At 50.5% G+C, this 19,233-nt stretch carries 19 protein-coding genes, 1 tRNA gene and 2 riboswitches; of the genes, 12 read left to right on the forward strand and 8 right to left on the reverse strand.

Going from position 1 to position 19,233, the window contains the following annotated elements:
- Positions 1-116: 116 nt before the first annotated feature.
- From guaB to POTG_RS20695, 8 genes are all read left to right on the forward strand, one after another.
- A complete protein-coding gene (gene guaB / locus POTG_RS20660; protein WP_009226786.1) occupies positions 117-1,577 on the forward strand; it encodes an IMP dehydrogenase in 1,461 nt (486 codons plus the stop codon).
- 125 nt (positions 1,578-1,702) lie between these two features.
- Positions 1,703-3,133 carry a D-alanyl-D-alanine carboxypeptidase family protein gene (locus POTG_RS20665; protein WP_036646508.1) on the forward strand — a complete coding sequence of 477 codons (1,431 nt, stop codon included), beginning with the start codon at positions 1,703-1,705 and terminating at the stop codon, positions 3,131-3,133.
- Positions 3,134-3,221: 88 nt separating this feature from the next.
- Positions 3,222-4,103, forward strand: a complete 882-nt coding sequence (gene pdxS, locus POTG_RS20670; protein ID WP_009226788.1) for a pyridoxal 5'-phosphate synthase lyase subunit PdxS — start codon at positions 3,222-3,224, stop codon at positions 4,101-4,103.
- Between the two features lie 161 nt (positions 4,104-4,264).
- On the forward strand, positions 4,265-4,843 hold the full coding sequence (pdxT, locus tag POTG_RS20675; RefSeq protein ID WP_009226789.1) for a pyridoxal 5'-phosphate synthase glutaminase subunit PdxT: 579 nt from the start codon (positions 4,265-4,267) through the stop codon (positions 4,841-4,843).
- Positions 4,844-4,985: 142 nt separating this feature from the next.
- Positions 4,986-6,272, forward strand: a complete 1,287-nt coding sequence (gene serS / locus POTG_RS20680; protein WP_009226790.1) for a serine--tRNA ligase — start codon at positions 4,986-4,988, stop codon at positions 6,270-6,272.
- A gap of 61 nt (positions 6,273-6,333) precedes the next feature.
- A tRNA-Ser gene (locus tag POTG_RS20685) sits at positions 6,334-6,422 on the forward strand.
- A 580-nt stretch (positions 6,423-7,002) separates the two neighbouring features.
- Positions 7,003-7,818 carry a YitT family protein gene (locus POTG_RS20690; RefSeq protein ID WP_232282370.1) on the forward strand — a complete coding sequence of 272 codons (816 nt, stop codon included), beginning with the start codon at positions 7,003-7,005 and terminating at the stop codon, positions 7,816-7,818.
- A gap of 110 nt (positions 7,819-7,928) precedes the next feature.
- Positions 7,929-9,008, forward strand: a complete 1,080-nt coding sequence (locus tag POTG_RS20695; protein WP_009226793.1) for a hypothetical protein — start codon at positions 7,929-7,931, stop codon at positions 9,006-9,008.
- 97 nt (positions 9,009-9,105) lie between these two features.
- On the opposite strand, the gene tadA is transcribed toward POTG_RS20695, so the two are convergent.
- Complete coding sequence (gene tadA / locus POTG_RS20700) at positions 9,106-9,603, reverse strand: tRNA adenosine(34) deaminase TadA (RefSeq protein WP_009226794.1); 498 nt, start codon at positions 9,601-9,603, stop codon at positions 9,106-9,108.
- A 352-nt stretch (positions 9,604-9,955) separates the two neighbouring features.
- Between tadA and POTG_RS20705 the strand changes: the two genes are divergently transcribed.
- Complete coding sequence (locus tag POTG_RS20705) at positions 9,956-11,854, forward strand: ATP-binding protein (protein ID WP_009226795.1); 1,899 nt, start codon at positions 9,956-9,958, stop codon at positions 11,852-11,854.
- A gap of 41 nt (positions 11,855-11,895) precedes the next feature.
- Entirely contained in the window at positions 11,896-12,600 is a 705-nt protein-coding gene (rluF, locus tag POTG_RS20710; RefSeq protein WP_009226796.1) for a 23S rRNA pseudouridine(2604) synthase RluF, read from the forward strand.
- 63 nt (positions 12,601-12,663) lie between these two features.
- On the opposite strand, the gene motB is transcribed toward rluF, so the two are convergent.
- A complete protein-coding gene (gene motB, locus POTG_RS20715; protein ID WP_009226797.1) occupies positions 12,664-13,473 on the reverse strand; it encodes a flagellar motor protein MotB in 810 nt (269 codons plus the stop codon).
- Entirely contained in the window at positions 13,457-14,260 is an 804-nt protein-coding gene (gene motA, locus POTG_RS20720; RefSeq protein ID WP_009226798.1) for a flagellar motor stator protein MotA, read from the reverse strand. The genes motB and motA overlap by 17 nt, the downstream gene beginning before the upstream one ends.
- A gap of 191 nt (positions 14,261-14,451) precedes the next feature.
- Here motA and POTG_RS20725 point away from each other — a divergent pair, with 191 nt between their 5' ends.
- Positions 14,452-14,745, forward strand: coding sequence for a hypothetical protein (locus POTG_RS20725; protein WP_009226799.1), 294 nt, complete (start codon positions 14,452-14,454; stop codon positions 14,743-14,745).
- A 170-nt stretch (positions 14,746-14,915) separates the two neighbouring features.
- A complete protein-coding gene (locus POTG_RS20730) occupies positions 14,916-15,215 on the forward strand; it encodes a 4a-hydroxytetrahydrobiopterin dehydratase (protein ID WP_009226800.1) in 300 nt (99 codons plus the stop codon).
- Positions 15,216-15,301: 86 nt separating this feature from the next.
- Here POTG_RS20730 and POTG_RS20735 read toward each other — a convergent pair whose 3' ends face one another.
- The 5 genes from POTG_RS20735 to POTG_RS20755 form a co-directional block, all read right to left on the reverse strand.
- Positions 15,302-15,661, reverse strand: coding sequence for a c-type cytochrome (locus tag POTG_RS20735; RefSeq protein ID WP_009226801.1), 360 nt, complete (start codon positions 15,659-15,661; stop codon positions 15,302-15,304).
- A gap of 164 nt (positions 15,662-15,825) precedes the next feature.
- Positions 15,826-16,323, reverse strand: a complete 498-nt coding sequence (locus tag POTG_RS20740) for a GNAT family N-acetyltransferase (protein ID WP_009226802.1) — start codon at positions 16,321-16,323, stop codon at positions 15,826-15,828.
- Positions 16,324-16,594: 271 nt separating this feature from the next.
- Entirely contained in the window at positions 16,595-17,086 is a 492-nt protein-coding gene (locus POTG_RS20745) for a C40 family peptidase (RefSeq protein WP_009226803.1), read from the reverse strand.
- A 4-nt stretch (positions 17,087-17,090) separates the two neighbouring features.
- Positions 17,091-17,287, reverse strand: a riboswitch (cyclic di-AMP (ydaO/yuaA leader).
- A 255-nt stretch (positions 17,288-17,542) separates the two neighbouring features.
- The gene (locus POTG_RS20750) at positions 17,543-18,034 is read right to left on the reverse strand and encodes a C40 family peptidase (RefSeq protein ID WP_009226804.1); all 492 of its coding nucleotides are present in this window, start codon (positions 18,032-18,034) and stop codon (positions 17,543-17,545) included.
- A gap of 4 nt (positions 18,035-18,038) precedes the next feature.
- Positions 18,039-18,175: riboswitch (cyclic di-AMP (ydaO/yuaA leader) on the reverse strand.
- Between the two features lie 221 nt (positions 18,176-18,396).
- Positions 18,397-19,233, reverse strand: an 837-nt coding sequence (locus POTG_RS20755) for a hypothetical protein (RefSeq protein WP_232282366.1), incomplete at its 5' end; no start/stop codon positions are given.

Raw genomic sequence — 19,233 nt, forward strand, 5'->3', positions numbered from 1 at the left:
ATCCGCTAAACGCGGTCTGTCTACTTTGAATGTACGTCGATAGACGTTTTTCTTATACCCGAATTTCAGGAATAAAGCCCAGCAAATCATCAAAATTCGAAGGAGGATTCATCACGGTGTGGGAAAGTAAATTTGACAAGGAAGGCTTAACGTTTGACGATGTGCTTCTGATTCCCCGTAAATCGGAGGTATTGCCTAAAGAGGTGGACGTGTCCACTCGGCTTAGCGACAAGGTGAAGCTGAATATTCCGTTGATCAGTGCAGGCATGGACACGGTCACCGAAGCGGCGCTGGCAATCGCCATCGCACGGGAAGGCGGCATTGGGATCATCCATAAAAATATGCCGGTCGAACAACAAGCTGAAGAGGTCGATCGGGTGAAGCGCTCCGAGAGCGGCGTTATCACCAATCCTTTCTCGCTGACTCCAGATCATCTCGTATCCGATGCAGAGCAGGTTATGGCCAAGTTCCGCATTTCCGGCGTGCCGATTGTGAATGAAGAGCAGAAACTGGTGGGGATTTTGACCAACCGTGACCTGCGCTTTGTTCATGATTATAATATCAAAATCAGCGACGTCATGACGAGAGACAACCTGATTACCGCTCCGGTGGGAACATCGTTGCACGAAGCAGAAATTATTTTGCAAAAGCATAAAATCGAGAAGCTTCCGCTCGTTGACGAGCAGAATATTCTGAAAGGCCTTATCACAATCAAAGATATTGAAAAAGCGATCCAATTCCCGAATGCGGCTAAGGATGCCCAAGGGCGCTTGCTTGTTGGCGCAGCGGTTGGCATCTCCAAGGATACCTTTGAACGGACTGAGGCGTTGGTAAAAGCCGGCGTTGACGTCATTACAGTCGATTCGGCGCATGGCCATCACATTAACATTATTGATGCTGTGGCCGAGCTTCGCAGACGGTATCCGGACTTGACGATCATCGCAGGGAACGTAGCGACAGGCGAGGGAACGAGAGCTTTGATCGAAGCCGGAGCTTCCGTTGTGAAGGTGGGGATCGGACCGGGTTCGATCTGTACCACCCGCGTCGTCGCTGGGATCGGCGTGCCGCAAATCACGGCAGTATACGATTGCGCGACAGTTGCCCGTGAATACGGAATTCCGATTATCGCGGACGGCGGCATCAAATACTCCGGCGAAATTACCAAAGCGATCGCGGCCGGTGCGCATGCGGTCATGCTGGGCAGCTTGTTTGCCGGGACCGAGGAAAGCCCTGGCGACTCGGAAATCTATCAAGGGCGTCGGTATAAGGTATACAGAGGCATGGGCTCGCTGGGTGCCATGAAGCAAGGCAGTAAGGACCGCTACTTCCAGGACGATGACAAGAAGCTCGTTCCGGAAGGGATTGAAGGACGCGTAGCGTATAAGGGACCGCTCTCGGATACGATCCACCAACTCATTGGCGGTCTGCGTTCCGGGATGGGGTATTGCGGCACGAAGACGCTCGAAGAGCTGCGGAACGATACGCAGTTTGTGCGCATCACGGGTGCCGGCCTGCGCGAAAGCCATCCGCATGACGTACAAATCACCAAAGAAGCGCCTAACTACTCGCTTCAATAAACTCGTAAATTTTGATAGAAATGAGCTGACCATAATATTCCAACACTGGCAGGGCGTTTTCCGCCCTGCTTGTCTTTTTTTACAGGTACCCCTGTGATAGAATAGATAAAGCAAAATGAAAGAATATGAGGGGAGCTTTAAGGGCATTGAAACTCAAACAACCACAACGCAAATCGACAACTAAACGGCGTTTCCTGCGCAAAGGCGTTGCTTCTGTGCTGCTGCTGAATGCGCTAGTATTCTCTCTCGCGCCGGCGATGGCGCTGGCCGAAGGGGAACAGACAGAATCTACTACTGCCGAAACAACGACAACCGAAACGACGACAGTGCAAACGGCTACCTCAATTCCTTCCGTGGAGTCTTTAGGTTTGGAAGTCAGCGCTGCGATCTTGCTCGAGCCTGTCTCTGGACAAATCTTATTGAATGTTAATGGGGAACAACCGCTGCCTCCGGCCAGTATGACCAAGATGATGACCGAATATATCGTGGCGGAACTTGTGAAACAAGGAAAGTTCAGCTGGGATGACGTAGTGACCGTAGGGAGAAATGCTGCCCAAACGATCGGTTCACGGATTTTTCTGGCCGAAGGGGATCAACATACTGTAGAAGAACTATATACGGCGATGGCGATTGCCTCCGCCAATGATGCGACGGTTGCTCTGGCAGAATATGTGGCCGGTTCCGAGCAGGCTTTTGTGAAAATGATGAACGATGAAGCCAAGCGGATGGGAATGAAGACCGCCCACTTTGCGAACTCGACCGGTTTGGATATCGCAGATATGCCGGCGGAATTCCGTCCGACCGATGGGAAAGAAACCGTAATGTCCGCGCTGGATGCTGCTATTTTGGCCAAATATATCGTAACGGACCATCCGGACTTTACCCGCTTTACAACGATTCAAAGCAAGAAGTTCCGCGACCGCGATACCGCGCCGATGGTGAACTTGAACTGGATGCTGGAAGCCAATAAGAACGTCACGAACTTTAAACAATTTGCTTACGAGGGTTTGGACGGTCTGAAGACGGGACACACCTCCAATGCCGGTAACTGCTTCACAGGTACAGCGGTGCGTAACGGAATGCGGCTAATTAGCGTGGTCATGGGTACCGCTTCGGACAAAGCCCGCTTTGTGGAAACGCGGAAAGTCCTGGACTACGGGTTCAATAACTTTGAAACGAAACAAATCGTGCCGCCGAAGACGACAGTTACTGGAACCGAAACCGTTACGGTGAAGAAAGCCAAAAATACGGAAGTTCCGGTGGTAACCGATCAAGCGGTTAGCTTCGTTGTGCCGAAAGGCGCAGATACGAGTGCGGTTGAAGCCAAAGTAACGCTGGCCGACGAAAGCAACCTGACAGCTCCTTTGAAGCAAGGAACCAAGGTTGGGACGGTGACTTACACGTTTAAAGCGCCGGGCATGGACCAAACGCTTGAGAAGACGGTCAATCTGATCACGGCCGAGGATGCGGAGAAAGCCGGCTGGTTCACCCTGGTGATGCGGGCGATTGGTGATTTCTTCAGCGATCTGTTTAACGGGATCAAAAATCTTTTCTAACGGTCCATTCAAATCCGAGTAAACGGGTTGTGTATTTAAGGCGTATCTTGTAAAATATTTAGTTAGATTATTATCGGGAGGATTGGACATGGAAACAGGAACATCGCGTGTTAAAAGAGGTATGGCTGAGATGCAAAAAGGTGGCGTCATTATGGACGTCATGAATGCGGAACAAGCCAAAATTGCCGAAGCGGCCGGGGCTACCGCCGTTATGGCGCTGGAGCGTGTGCCTTCCGATATCCGGGCGGCTGGCGGCGTTGCCCGCATGGCGGATCCAACGATTATTGAGGAAGTCATGAAGGTTGTCTCCATCCCGGTTATGGCCAAAGCACGTATTGGTCATTACGTGGAAGCGAAAGTTCTGGAATCGCTTGGGGTAGACTATTTGGACGAGAGTGAAGTACTGACCCCGGCGGATGAAGTGTTCCATATCGATAAACGGGATTTCACGGTGCCGTTCGTGTGCGGCGCTAAGGACTTGGGTGAAGCGCTGCGCCGGATCAGCGAAGGCGCATCGATGATCCGGACGAAAGGCGAACCAGGAACGGGCAACATCGTTGAAGCGGTACGCCATATGCGTCTGATCAACAGCCAAATTCGCAAAGTACAAAACATGTCGAAGGACGAACTGTATGCGGAAGCGAAAAACCTCGGCGTTTCTTACGATCTGCTGCTCGAAGTTCATGAGAAAGGCAAGCTGCCAGTCGTTAACTTCGCTGCAGGCGGGGTAGCTACTCCGGCGGATGCGGCCTTGATGATGCACTTGGGTGCAGACGGGGTGTTCGTGGGATCCGGTATTTTCAAATCGGATAATCCAGAGAAATTTGCCCGGGCGATCGTTGAAGCGACGACGCATTACACGGATTACAAACTGATCGCTGAAGTATCCAAGAACTTGGGTACGCCGATGAAAGGCATTGAAATTTCCAAATTGGCCGCAGCAGAGCGGATGTCGGATCGCGGCTGGTAATCCTGAGAGCGGAAGTAACCGCTGGAATCAAAGGCAAGTCTTTCACCCCGGCTGTCCCTAAGGATGGTCGGGGTATATCTTAGTAAACTGCCGTTTTAATGAATGTTCAAAGAGGAATGGTAACGACGATTTGAACTACCTCTAGAGAAAGAAGGTTTATCATGAGAGTAGGGGTGTTGGCGCTGCAAGGCGCAGTTGCGGAGCATATCCGCAGCTTGGAGAAGACCGGAGTTGAAGGCGTAACCGTGAAGCAAGTCGAGCAGCTTGCTGACTTGGATGGATTGATTATTCCTGGCGGCGAAAGCACGACGATCGGCAAGCTGATGCGGAAATACGGCTTTATTGAAGCCATTCGGGATTTTTCTGGACAAGGGAAACCGATCTTTGGGACTTGTGCAGGATTGATCGTCATGGCGAAGGAGATCGAGGGCGGCGAGGAACCTCATCTCGGTCTGATGGATATTAAAGTATCGCGCAATGCGTTTGGACGTCAGCGTGAAAGCTTCGAGACCGACCTTGACGTGAAGGGACTTGAGGCGCCGCTGCGGGCCGTATTTATTCGTGCTCCGCTGATCACGGCGGTTGGAGACGGAGTCGAGGTGTTGTCGACCTATAAGGACGAGATCGTGACCGCACGACAAGGGCATTTGCTCGTATCGTCGTTTCACCCGGAACTGACCGACGACTTCTCGCTACATACGTATTTTGTGGAGATGATCAGGCAAGCCAAGCAGCCGTAAGCAGGCCTTGACTCCTTTGCGGGTTGAGGTTTTGTCTGTTTTACCGGCGTTTTGAACTTCCGTTAAGCAGCCTTTCCGTCCGCGGGTCTCCCCAGATGAAGGTCGGCAGGTCTGTGCGGGATCATTCTAGGAGGGACTACTCATGTTAGATGTGAAAATCTTACGAAATGAATATGCGCGCGTTGAGGAAGCGCTGAAAAATCGGGGGAAATCGTTGGAGCTGATCTCCGGTTTTGCCCCGCTGGATGAGAAACGCCGGGAGCTGCTTCAAGAGAGCGAAGCGCTCAAAAACCGTCGCAACACGGTATCTGCAGAAGTGGCCAAGCGTAAGAAAAACAAAGAGGACGCCGACGAGCTGATCGTGGAGATGCGCGAAGTCGGGGATCGCATCAAGGAGCTGGACGAAGAGGTACGAACGCTGGAGGCCCAAATTGATCAGCTGATGCTCTCGATTCCGAACATTCCTCATGAGAGTGTACCGGTGGGGGCTTCTGAAGAAGATAACGTTGAGGTGCGCCGTTGGAGCGAACCGCGGAAATTCGATTTTACTCCGAAGGCGCATTGGGATATTGCCGCTGACCTCGGCATCCTTGACTTTGAGGCTGCAGCTAAGGTAACCGGCTCGCGGTTTACGTTCTACAAAGGGCTGGGGGCCCGTCTTGAGCGTGCACTCATCAACTTTATGATGGATCTGCACAGCAACGAGCACGGGTATGAGGAAATGCTTCCGCCGTACATCGTGAATCAAGACAGCTTGTACGGGACAGGCCAGCTTCCGAAGTTCGAAGAGGACTTGTTCAAGCTCACCGGCAGCAACGACTACTATCTGATCCCAACGGCTGAGGTGCCGGTAACCAACTATCATCGTGACGAAATCTTGAATGCGGAAGACTTGCCGCGTTATTATGTGGCTTACAGCTCCTGTTTCCGTTCCGAGGCTGGCGCGGCGGGCCGCGATACGCGGGGTTTGATTCGTCAGCACCAGTTCAATAAGGTGGAAATGATCAAGATTGTCCATCCGGACACCTCCTATGACGAACTGGAGAAAATGACGGAGAACGCGGAACGCGTGCTGCAGCTATTGGGCCTGCCTTACCGTGTGCTTGCCTTGTGTACGGGCGATATGGGCTTTACGGCAGCTAAAACGTATGACCTAGAGGTATGGCTCCCGGAAAGCGGCGTCTACCGCGAAATCTCCTCTTGCTCTAACGTGGAGGACTTCCAAGCTCGCCGGGCGAACATCCGGTTCCGTCCGGAGCCGAAAGCGAAGCCGGAGTTTGTGCATACGCTGAATGGTTCAGGGCTGGCTGTCGGTCGTACCGTAGCGGCCATTCTTGAGAATTACCAACAAGAGGACGGAAGTGTTGTTATTCCTGAAGTTCTGCGCCCTTATATGGGGAATTTGCAGAAGATTACCAAGCGTAATTAACTTGCGCGCTTGCGGACGATATGGTAGAATCTGATTTGTTACGCGAATCGGATTTTTCCTTGGAGAGGTACCGAAGCGGTCATAACGGGGCGGTCTTGAAAACCGTTAGGGTGCAAGCCCACGTGGGTTCGAATCCCACCCTCTCCGCCATACATATCGTATACTCAGAGAGCAGAGATGCTCTTTTTTTCGTGTATAAGGGCTGCCGTTTCTTCGCAAATTAACCTTGTGGATTAAACCAAGGGAGGCTTTATTTGTTATGACGAAACCGCAGACCTATCAAACCTCAGGCTCCGACAACGTGCAAGACCAGGATCATCGGCGAGACAAGGGGAAAAGAGGCCCAGAACCGTTATCCGGGTCCAAAAAGGTAAAAATGCGTAAACAAGATGGCCATTACAATCCGGAAGGGTAAGCCTTCTTCATTGGAAACGATTCGCTGTCCCTCGGCCCCAGCTCTGCTGGGGCTTTTGTATTGAAACTGCCAGGGGACTTATGAATTAGAACAAGACAACAAGCCAAGAAAATGTCATAATAAAGATAGGGTGTGTCTTTACACGGGAGCATGAATACTTCAGAAAGAATGGTGAGAGGAAGAATTATGCAAATCAGCTTGAAAGGATCGTGATGCCATTTGAACGCAGTTAATCCAACCCATCTGATTCCACCGAATGCAACCCAAGTACGCCAACATAAACAGCGGACGCTGAAAAGTACTTTATTCAGATCGATGTTTATTGTCATTGGAGCGGTGATCGTCTCCGTTGCACTGGAACTGTTTTTGGTGCCTAACAAAATTACGGACGGCGGTATAACCGGTATTTCCGTAATGTCCTCTTATTTGTCGGGTCTCCCGCTTGGGGTATTCCTCTTCCTTTTCAACCTCCCTTTTCTTATTGTCGGTTATAAGCAAATTGGCAAAACTTTTGCGATATCCACCCTGTTGGGTATTTCCGTCATGTCGGCCGGCACAACACTGTTGCACCATGTTGAACCGTTTGTAACGGATACATTGCTGGCCTTTGTGTTTGGCGGTATTTTGCTGGGTGTAGGGACCGGTTTGGTCATCCGTTTTGGGGGCTCCTTGGATGGTACTGAGATTGTCGCCATTCTGATTTCGCGCAGAACCCCATTTTCGGTTGGCGAAATCATTATGTTCTTTAACTTCTTTATTTTGCTTAGCGCAGGCTTCGTGTTTGGTTGGGAGCGCGCATTATTTTCGCTGTTAGCATATTATATTGCCTACAAATCGATTGATATCGTGGTAGATGGCTTGGACGAGTCGAAATCGGTATGGATCATCAGCGATCAAATCGATGAGATCGGAGACGCGATTCTAAGTCGCTTGGGTCGCGGCGTTACGTACTTAACGGGAGAAGGCGGATTTTCCGGGGATCCGAAGAAGGTCATCTTCTGTGTCATCACCCGCTTGGAAGAAGCGAAGCTGAAGGAAATCGTTAACCATTACGATGAAAATGCATTTTTGGCAGTTGGAAATATTCATGACGTCAAGGGCGGACGTTTCAAGAAGAAGGCCATCCATTAATTTGGAGATATGAATTCCGTCCTTTTGGCGTATGGTTTATGATATGTGATATATTCTTTTTAAGAAAAAGAATTGCTTTACGAGGTTAGGGCAGGAGAGAGGAGATTGTAATGTCTAGGAAATGGTTCACGTCGATGATGCTGGTGGTATTGTCCGCTGTACTGGTGTTGTCCGGCTGCAGCAGCAAGAAGGAGCCGAAGGAGGCTTTAAGCAGCGCAGCCATAAAGGCGCTGGAGATGGACTCCTACGTGGTGGAGAATCAAATTAAGATTTTGGATTTCTCTGTAGAAGAGGCAGAGGGAGACGCGGAGTCAGCGCAAGTCGGCACGGTGTTGTCCATGCTCAAGAACGCTGAGATCAACATCAAGCAAATTTACCAGAAGGAACCGATGCAAACCGAAGCAACGCTGGAAGTCAAACTGACAGGGGATATGACGACAACCATTACCATCCCATTGGTGATGACGACCGAGAAGCTGTATGTCAAAATCCCAAGCATCCCGTTCTTGCCGATGCCGGAGTCAGTGACCGGGAAGTTCCTGGAACTGGACTTGAAAGAGTTAGCAGAGCAAGCGGGCGAGGAGTTCAATCCGGATCTATTTAACCCGGAGAAGAGTCAGAAGCTGAGTACGGAATTGATGGGGGCCTTATTCGCCGAATATGAATCGGCGGCTTACTTCAGCAACATCGATCCGAAGGAGGCCGCTTTGCCGGAAGGCTTCAAGGCGAAGCAAGTGGTGCAGTTTGCGATTACGAATGAGAATGTCAAAGAAGCGGTGACCATTCTGGTGAATCAGGCGTTGCCGAAGATGTTGGATATCTTGGCGAAGGAAGAATACCGTTCGATGTTGCAGCTGACGCCGGAGGAAATTGAGCAGGCGAAGAAGGATTTGCAGGAAGGCAGCCAGGAAGAACTGGGCAAGGTGTTGGACGAGTTGAAAAACCATCTGCAAATCAACAAATTCACCGTAGATACCGCAATCGACGAGAACAATTACCCAGCGTACTACAATGTTCAGGTGGACGTCGCCGTGAACGATCCGGATACGCAGACGAACGTTAAGGCAGCGGTGCAAATGACCAGCCACTTTACCCAAATCAACGAGAAGCCAGCCTTTGAAATTGGCATCCCGACAGACACGTTGACTTTGGAACAGCTGCAAGAGGAAATGAGCCAGTTTGGCTATTAGGCGTTAGGACTTATCCAACAGTTTATACTTACACTCGAAAAAAACCTCCAGTCCCATGTTTCTTAAGGGGTTGGAGGTTTTAATGTTTTATGAGAAGTTATTTCTTGCGAAGCCGGCGGAAGAACTCGGTTAACAGCGAGGCGCATTCCTCTTGAAGTATGCCAGAGGTAATATCGGTGCGGTGGTTAAACCGCGGTTCCTGCAGCAGGTTCATCAGGGTGCCGGCACACCCCGCCTTTGGATCCGGCGCCCCGTAGATCACATGGGGGACACGGCACTGCACGATCGCCCCGGCGCACATTGGGCAAGGCTCCAGAGTGACATAGAGACGACAGTGAAGGAGCCGCCAGGCGCCAAGCCGCTCGCTGGCTTCGCGGATGGCAATCATCTCGGCATGGGCGGTTCCATCGAGCGAGCTTTCCCGCAGGTTGTGGCCGCGTCCAACGATTTCGTCGCCTCGGACGATCACCGCACCGATGGGGACTTCGCCGATGGCTTCTGCTTTTCGAGCTTCCCGAATTGCCTCGGCCATCCAATATTCATGGGGATAAGTTGAGGCAGGAGGTTCGGGGATCAAAGGGGATGAAGAAGGCATAGATCAAATCAACTCCTTAATGAACGTAACCATTCGTTTTGTCCAACGAACAGGCATTCGTTGTTAACATGTTGTGAATAACATTGTGTATAACTGCAAGAATACCCCCATTTTTATACACATATTATCCAGAATATTGTGAGTATGTTGATAATTTGTGGATAACTCAACAGAACATCACGTCTCATAGATAAGACTCAAGAACTGGCTTTGTAGGCATTTCTACATATTGTAAGGATACGATCTGGGAAATTCAACGTCTTTGCAAAACATGTCGTAAAAGGTATGATGTATGTAGAAATTGTGAATCCCATAAATATCCATAAATTAGTTCCAGAGGTGGGATAAACACTTGACTATAAAAACCAAGCTCGCTTTGATTATATCTTGTTTTGCGCTGATTATCCTCTCTCTGAATATCGTTTTAAGTTATTTTACGGTACGGGACAATCTGCGCAGGGACAGCGAAGCGAACATGATGCTGACTGCGAATCAAATTGCTATTGCTGTCGAACAAAGTCGTTCGTTGTACACTTATGTCAAGCTTACGTTGGGCGGAAGAATGAGCAGCGACATGACCGATGCGATCCTGATCATGACCAGCCCGGATCGTATTTCGCAAAAATCGATGAGTACGAATCGCAGCTTGCTGGAGATTACAGGGATTGACCCGAATCATTTTGATGCCAACCATCGGCTGTTCGGGACCTATAACTATAAAAATGATGAAGGGCTGAGACGCTCCGTTGCGGAGGCCATTTCGCAAAATCGCAGCCTGCTGGTGGATACTCGGATTAACGGCGAACGCGTTCTGGAGTGCTATGTTCCCGTTACGAATAGCGGGGAGAAGCCTTACGTCATTCGTGTCGTGTCTAGTTATTCCCCGATTGCCGATGCGATCAACAAGCAGATGATCAGTCAGCTCATCGTTTCCCTCAGTCTGTTGGCATTGATGGTGGCGGGGAGCTATTGGATGGCTGGCGGGCTCATCCGACCAATTCGCCATATTTTAGACCAGGTGAATGTGCTGGCTTCAGGCCGGCTTGATACTCGCTTAAAAGTCAGCAGCTTTGACGAGCTTGGACTCCTCGCCCACAAAATCAACATCATGGCAGACAACTTGGGCCGTTATACGACCGAGCTGAGGCAAAAGAGCGAAGAGAACCGGTCCATGAAGGAGTATCTTGAATCGATTATAAGCCAGACGGCTGATGCGATCCATATCACGGATGTCAAAGGGCGGGTGCTGCAAGTCAATGCCGCCTTCGAAAGGCTGTACGGCTGGAGCAGCGAAGAAATTGTCGGGAAGTATCTCGATTTTCTCCCGGAGTCCGAGTTAGATGGGAGGACCATTTGGCGTCCGGAGAATGAAGTGATTGAAACCGCCGAATCGGTATTGGCGGAGACCGTCCGATTACGCAAGGACGGCAGCCAAGTCGAGGTGAGCATCAGCGTATCGCCTATCTTTGACCAAGCGGGCAAAATTACCGCATTGATCAGCATTTCCCGCGATATGACGGAGCACAATAAAATGGAAGACTTGCTGCGTCGGTCAGAGAAGCTGACCACCGTGGGTCAGCTCGCCGCCGGGGTTGCGCATGAAATTCGCAATCCGTTGACGACGCTCCGCGGGTTTCTGCAAATGCAGCAGCGCACCCGGGTGGTGAACGTGATGCATACCGATGTCATGCTGGCGGAGCTGGACCGGATTAATCTCATCGTCAGCGAATTTCTGATTTTAGCCAAGCCTCAGGCAGTGCAGTTTCAGATCAAGGACGTCCGCTTCACGATGGGGGACGTCGTCTCTTTGTTGGATAGCGAAGCCCATTTACATAATATTGAATTTGAAGTGCATTTCTCGCCGAGCCCGGTTCTGGTACACTGTGAAGAGAACCAACTGAAGCAGGTATTCATCAACTTATTGAAAAATGCAATGGAGGCCATGCCCAAAGGAGGGAAGATCCTGCTTCAAGTGGAGGAGGACGACAGTGGCTTTGCCGTGCTCCGCGTCATCGATGAAGGCGAGGGGATTTCCAAGGACCGGCTTCAGAAGCTGGGAGAGCCTTTTTACACGAACAAGGAGAAAGGGACCGGTCTCGGTCTGATGATCAGCCAGCGGATCATTGAAGGACACCGCGGGACGCTGAAGATCGAAAGCGAGCTTGGAAAAGGAACGGCTGTAACCATTACCCTCCCGCTTGTACAGGAGGAGGAAGAACATCACGAAGGGCAAGCGGATCTCGCGAATTAAAGCGAACTGCTAGGCCATGCGGAGGGACCAAAGACAGCATCATGAGGATTAATAAATTCATCAGTGAAACGGGATTCTGCTCCCGGCGGGAGGCGGACAAGCTGGTCGAGTCAGGCCAAGTGACCATTAACGGCGTCAAGGCGGTTCTAGGCAGCCAGGCGGAGCCTGGAGACGATGTCCGGGTCAATGGGAGACCGATTGCGGCGAAGCGCTCTAAGCACGTGTATATCGCTTTAAATAAGCCGGTGGGGATCACCTGTACAACGGAAACGCATGTGAAAGGCAATATTGTGGATTTCGTTGGGCATCCGGAGCGGATTTTTCCGATTGGACGACTGGATAAGGACTCGGAGGGATTAATCCTGCTCACCAGCGATGGTGATATCGTCAACAAAATTCTGCGGGCGGAAGGCAAGCATGAGAAGGAATATATCGTGACCGTGGATCGGCCGATTACACCTAGCTTTGTGAAGGCGATGAGCGAAGGCGTTAAAATTCTCGGGGAAATGACGTTGCCGTGCAAGGTGACGCGGGTTTCGGATCGGGTGTTCCGAATTATTCTGACCGAGGGGAAGAATCGGCAAATTCGCCGAATGTGCAGCGCTCTCGGGTATGAGGTGCGCAGGCTGCAGCGCATTCGGATTATGAACATCCATCTCGGCCAACAGAAAGTGGGCACCTGGCGCGACTTAACCGAACAAGAGAAGCGGGAGTTGGGCTTGGCCCTGAATTACGAGCTTTCCTAACGTGACACGGTCTACGAAAAATAAAGGACAGGCTTGCCTCGAAAGGCGCCTGTCCTTATTTCTTTATTCGTGGGCAGCCGTTACGCCAAGCTGCTCGGTGCTATCCACGTACTTGCGGATGATCGAGACTTCGACCCGGCGGTTCTGTGCGCGGCCCGCAGCCGTATCGTTGCTGGCAACAGGGTGATATTCCCCATATCCGATGGCACTAAACTTCTTCGGATCCAAGTTCGTGTTAAGCAGGAGTATCTTCATAAAATTCAACGCCCGCACCGAGCTTAAATCCCAGTTGGACGGGAATTCATAGGTTGAGATCGGTACGTTGTCGGTATGGCCGGATACGATAACCTCATAATCCGGAAATTGCTGAAGCATGTTGGAGATCGCCTTAGCTAACTGACGAGCTTCCGGTTTCACCACGGCTTCTCCTGAAGCGAAAAGCGCCTTGTCGCTAATCGTGATCATCAGCTGGGATTGATTGAGTTTCGTTTCCAGGTCATCCGTTAATCCATTTTCCTTGATATAGGTGTCCAGCTGCTTCTTCAGCGCCTCCAGGTTCTGCTGTTCTTGACGCTTCAGCTCGTTCTTCTTGGTCATCAGACCATCCTGGGTGGATTTTGGCGTCTCGATTTCGCTTAGCGAAGTCTTGTTATTGCTGATCATGGCGTTCTGATCCAGGACACTGGTGCCGCCGGTCAGTACGCTCTTAAAGGCTTCGCTCATCTCTTGGAACTTCATCGCATCCACTGTGCTCATCCCATAGAGGACGATAAACAGCGCCAGCATCAGCGTCATCAGGTCAGAATAAGGGAGCAGCCAGCTCTCGTCGGCATGTTCTTCGTGATCTTGGTGTTTTTTATTCTTTTTGCTCACCATCAACGGCCCCCTTTTCAAAGATTTCCGCACGTTCCGCAGGGGTTAAGAACACGGCAAGCTTCTGTTGAATCGCAATCGTAGACACACCCGATTGAATGGACAGCAGGCCTTCCACCATCATCAATCGGATCTCCATCTCTTTCTTCGAGAGACGTTTCAGTTTATTGGCGATCGGGTGCCACAGCACATAACCGGTGAAAATACCGAATACCGTCGCGATAAATGCGCCCGAAATCGCATGAGCCAGAATTTCCATATCGCTCATGTCGGACAGGGCGGCAATCAGACCTACAACGGCGCCAAGTACCCCGAGCGTCGGGGCATACATCCCTGCCTGCGAGAACATCAATGCACCGGCTTTGTGACGCTCTTCGGTGGCTGCGATATCCTCTGTCAGGACGTCCTGCACGAATTCCTGATCGTTACCGTCGATGATCATCCGCATGCCGCCGCGCAGGAAATCATCATTGATCTCTTCAACCTTCGCCTCCAGCGCCAGCAAGCCCTCGCGGCGGGTAATTGTCGCCCATTCCGTAAACAGGGTGATCAATTCCGCTTTGCTGATCATTTTAGGTTTGACGATCGTCAATTTAATCAAAGTCGGAAACTTCTTCAACTCCGACAGCGGGAAGCCCATAAACAACGTTGCCGCCGTTCCGACAAAGATGATGACAAAGGCCGCAGGGTTCTGGACCAAGCTTTCTACGGGTGCGCCTTTCAGGAACATACCTAAAATCAGGGCAATCAATCCGAGAATCAAACCAATAATTGTTGAAAATTCCATTGTACACCTCGTCCTTGAGAGAAATTGAACCTTACCTACCCTTCCCGCATCCTTGCGGAAAGGGGCACGCCTGCACCGTTTGAAACGATTATCTATTTTATCGACAGATTTCCCTTTTTTTTTAAGGTGTTTTTTCCGGTATAATAAGAATGCGGCCTGAAATGCAGAAGGTCGAAAGGGAGGATATCGCAGTGGGCGTGAAGCACGGCAGAGATTATGAATTTATTTTGGCTGATTTGACGAACGCGGTTGGCCGGATTCAAGATAGTTATCTTTTCTTCGAAATGGAGTCTTCCGAATGGGAAGTGTTATCGGATACCGATCGCGGCGAGGTGCTTGAAGCTCTGGCGGAGGATTTATTCTTTGGGTTGGGTTCGGAGCCGATGATCGAGGTGGGCAGTGCGATCGTGATCTATGATCCCGAAGGACATCGCATCAATATCCTGATTGGGGATTCCGAATTGACCTCCGTATCCTTGATATGACCGGATACTGTTGCTGCCGCTGTACCATCCAATGGCGATAAGCATGAAGGCAGGGGTTTGAGAATACAATAGTTGGAGACGAAGCTAGGACAAATCAAACTTCAGATCCTGGTGCGTGACGAGGAAACTTACATATACAGGAGTTCTTGAAGAGAACGGGAGGAAGAATAATGCCGTTTACACCGCAAGAAGTAGAAGCGCATTTGGAAAAACTGGAAGGATGGGAACTAGAGGAAGGACGATGGATTTTTCGTAAATATACGTTTTCCAACTTTATGAAGGGAATCGCATTTGTTGATGAGGTAGCAGCGATCTCGGAAGCATTTAACCACCATCCCTTTATCACAATCGACTATAAAACGGTAACGCTCCGTTTGACCTCTTGGGAGGAAGGCGGCATTACAGCCGTTGACATCAAGGAGGCGCAACAATATAACGAGGTCTACGAAAAGATGCGGTCAGGGGATTAACCAAATCAGAGCATGATCGAAACTATAGGGGTAACAAAACGACCGCCGGGAACGTAAATTCCCGGCGGTCGTGCTTTTTCGTGCTTTTATTTTTTCTCCGCAAGCCACATGGCGACGTTCGCAATTTCCTCTTCCTTTAAGCGATCCTTAAAAGAAGGCATCATGCCGCCCTTCCCTTTAGTGATGATGGAATACAGTTGTTCTGCCGTCAATTCCGAGCCGATCTTCTGCAGATTTGGGCCCGCTCCGCCTTGCAATGTATCACCGTGGCAGGAGATGCAATTTGCTTTGACGATGGCTTCGGCTTGTTCTGCGTTCATGGTGATTTCAGGCATTTGCGGCTTGGCTTCTTGCTCAGCCTCTTCCCGGCTTGGCAAGGTGAACATCAATACTAGGGCTAAAGCGCCTGCGATGACGAACAAACCGCTCATGATCCACTTTTGCATTTCAATCGCCCCTCCTATGTATGCTACCTATCCATTATAACGGAACACGCGGGTTGATCATAGTCTTTGTGTCCAAATTAGGAACAAAAATGATCCGTTTTCATTAAATTGTGTACCATAAGTCATAGTCTTAATCAAAACAGGACATAAAAAGGGGCGTGCCTTTATTCAGGCAGCCCCTTATGAACCATGCAATAAAACGGTTTGGACACCCCGCCAGGCGTCATCTTCTCGTACAGATCCGTGATGACAAACCCAGCCTTCTGGTAGGCCCGGATCGCCCGGGTGTTCCAGGTCAGCACTTCAAGGTCAATCTGGTTTTCCGGCTTACGGCGCCGGGCTTCCTCCACGATGGTCCTCACAAACTGCTTGCCCAGCCCATGGCCGCATAGCTCGGGCTTCATGCCGATGCCAAGCCGGGTGACTCCTTCCATCGGGAAGTACTGTGCGAAGCCGGCAAGCTCGCCCTTTGCATTCAACACGGAGACATACTGTTCGGCGCGGATCGCCGGGTTCCCAAACTCCACGTCGAGCGCTTTCATTTGCTCCCAAGGCAGCCAGCTGTAGATGTCGTAAGGAGAATCGTAACGCCAGGTGCAAATTTCCGCGCCATGGGCTTCTTCCATCGGCACGATACGAAACGGAGACATCGATTGGTCCATATTGCCCCTCCTTTGTTAAAGGAAAGTCCGTCGTAATTGTTCCATTATCCTCACAATAGCCGGAAATACGCAGCTTGTAAAGGTTTTTGCCCCCCTTCGGGAATTTGTGAGATTTGCGCGGGATTTTTAGCTTTGTGGCAACCTTTTTCCGGGCTGTTTCGTTATATAGATAAGGGTGCAGATAAAAAAAGACCGCAAGGCGGTTCTAACAGGAACCCGGCCTGCGGCGAGTAAGTGATGATGAACAGGATGAAACCGATAGATCAATGGATTACGATTCCGCAGCGTAGACGGAATAACCATATTTACTGAGAACTCGCTTCGCGCCAACGTAGCGGTTCTGGTAATAACTATTGCTTAACTTGTCGATCCGGATGCCCTTGGATGAGGACGCGTGAGCGAATTCACCGTTGCCGATGTAAACACCGACATGGGATACTTTGCCCGTCCCCGTCGTCTTGAAGAAGACGAGATCCCCAGCTTGAAGCTCGCTCTTGGGTACCGGTGTGCCTTGCTTATACTGGGCGGCGGACACACGCGCCAGCTTGATGCCCATCTTGCTGAAGACGTACCGGGTAAATCCGGAGCAATCAAATCCCGCTGTCGTGGTGCCTCCGAATTTATAAGGCGTCCCGTACACGGAATCGACGATACTGGATAGCGTCGTTGTCTCGGCTTTTGCGGAGTCGGCAAAGGCGCTACCTGCCCCCAAGGTAAATAGGAGGGCTAAACTCGTTACCGCTGCTGTCAAAGTCTTTCTCAAGATGTCTTACTCCTTCCAAGGCCTACGAGGTTAGCTTATGGATTCGGTTGAAGGTTCCCTATGATTTGCTATAGAGGTAAGTAACCTTGATTGAAATGGTAGTTATTAGTTTGGGAGTTGTTACCTTTATAGCGAAAATCAATTCACCCTATGGTGGGTCCCCCGCTTCCCGGGTGCGTGGGAATTCGGCAGTTTCATTGTAGATTGCACCCAAGATCTTGCACAGAAACAGTTACAACAATAATTACAAAGTTGTTACCATTTACGTTGTTCATTTTACCAAAGGCGTCCAGAGTTGACAAGTTTGTCGAAAAAAAACGCTTCTATTGGCCTGTTTTCGCGAGGCGATTCGTGGGTAATGGTTCCTAAGGGACTGGGGCTAGGGAGAAGGGAAGACAAGGAAAAAACCCGCAGAGACGTTGTTATCAACATCCCCACGGGCTTCGTAGCGAGTTCTTATTGAACATCATCGTGTTCAGCAATTTCACCGGTCACATCTTCATACTTGTCGTTGCTCATGATCCGTTTCGCTCCAACGTAACGCTCGACGTAATACTTCTCGCTTAATTTGCTGATGACTACACCTTTGGAGGAGGAGGCATGAGCAAATTTGCCGTCGCCGACGTAGATGCCGACATGAGAAACGCCTTTACCGGAAGTATTAAAGAAGACCAAATCGCCCTCGATCAATTCGCTCTTGTCAACCGCAGTTCCCATTTTGTATTGGGATGCGGATTGGTGAGGCAGCTTGATGCCGATCTTCGAGAAGACGTACATCGTAAATCCAGAACAGTCGAACCCGTCGGTTGTGGTTCCGCCCGCAACATAGCTGCTTCCGAGCGCGCCGCCGATGACGCTGTCCAGTTTGGAATCGGCGAAAACGCTGCCAGTTCCAATGGTGAAAAGCATGGCAAAACTTACTGCTGCTACCGTCAAACGCTTCTTCAAGAAGTTATGCTCCTTCCAATGCCTACGAGGTTAGCTTAAGGATTCGGTTGAAGGTTCCCTATGATCCCTCTAAAGCGAGATCAATTCACCCAAAGTGGTTCCCCCGTTTCCCTGGTGAAGGGAATTCGGCTTTGTTTTTCACACCTGACATTTCTTATTTGACATCCGGCACCAATCTCCTGCCAAAGATGACAAAAATAATTACAAAACTGTTACTGAAATTGCGTTGCTGTTATTGTAACAAAGTCAGGTATCTTTTGGCAATGCCTAATTCACAAGATTAAGAGGGGAAATAGGACTGAAGGCCTTCGCCAAACGGCGAAGGCCTTGTTGTTACGGGGTTTTTGAGGAGTTAAAAAATTTTAACTTTTTTGTGCCTTTGACTGCCAAAGATGAAATTGAGAGGCGATCTTCCAGACCTTAAACGTGCAGCGGAAGAGGGGATAAGCCTGCTGCAGGATCAGGGCCAGCATCCCCGTCCAAACCCAAGATGCGGTTCCGAACAGAAGGAAGAGGATCAGGCCAAAAGCCCCGAGAATCAACGAGATGGAGATGCCCTGCAAGAGGGTTCGGAAGCAAACCAGCAGGGAATTCCAAACCCCGGCCTTAAACAGGTAGCCGAACTGGACAAATAACAGGCACTGCCGGATGAACCAGCCGTAGATGAACCAGCCAAGAATCAGCCCAAGCCCGGTGAGCCAGGTTGCCATCGGGATTTCCATACCGGTGAGTCCAGGCCAGAGCGACAGCAGCCTCGGTACAATCCAGAAGGCGGGCAGCAAGGTAAGCACGAGCTCCATCGCGTAAAACAGAATCACCGGTTTGCCAAATTCCTTCATCCCTCGGAACAGGGGGAACCCCGGGCTGCGGTGATCGGCCGGTGTGAAGCCGTAGAAGATTCCGGCTTGGATCAACGGAGTCAAGATCATGCGCAGGACGACCATCCCTGCCAGCAGCCAGCAATACAGCCGAACCTCGGGATTGCTCCATAAATTCATTTGTCCCTCAAGCAAGAACAGTAGTTTCGACAGCGCAGTGGGCGGCGGGTCAGGATATCGTTGCAGCAGCGCCATTACCGCGGTATCGACCAACCTGTACAAGAACAATCCCCACAGCAGCTGGTACAGAAACAAGATGATGACCGAGGGAAATTGGCTTTTCAGGGCAGTCCACCCCAAACGAACGAAACTCATTTCTTT

Origin of the sequence: Paenibacillus sp. oral taxon 786 str. D14 (genome assembly GCF_000159955.1) — a bacterium.
GTDB lineage: Bacteria > Bacillota > Bacilli > Paenibacillales > Paenibacillaceae > Fontibacillus > Fontibacillus phoenicis.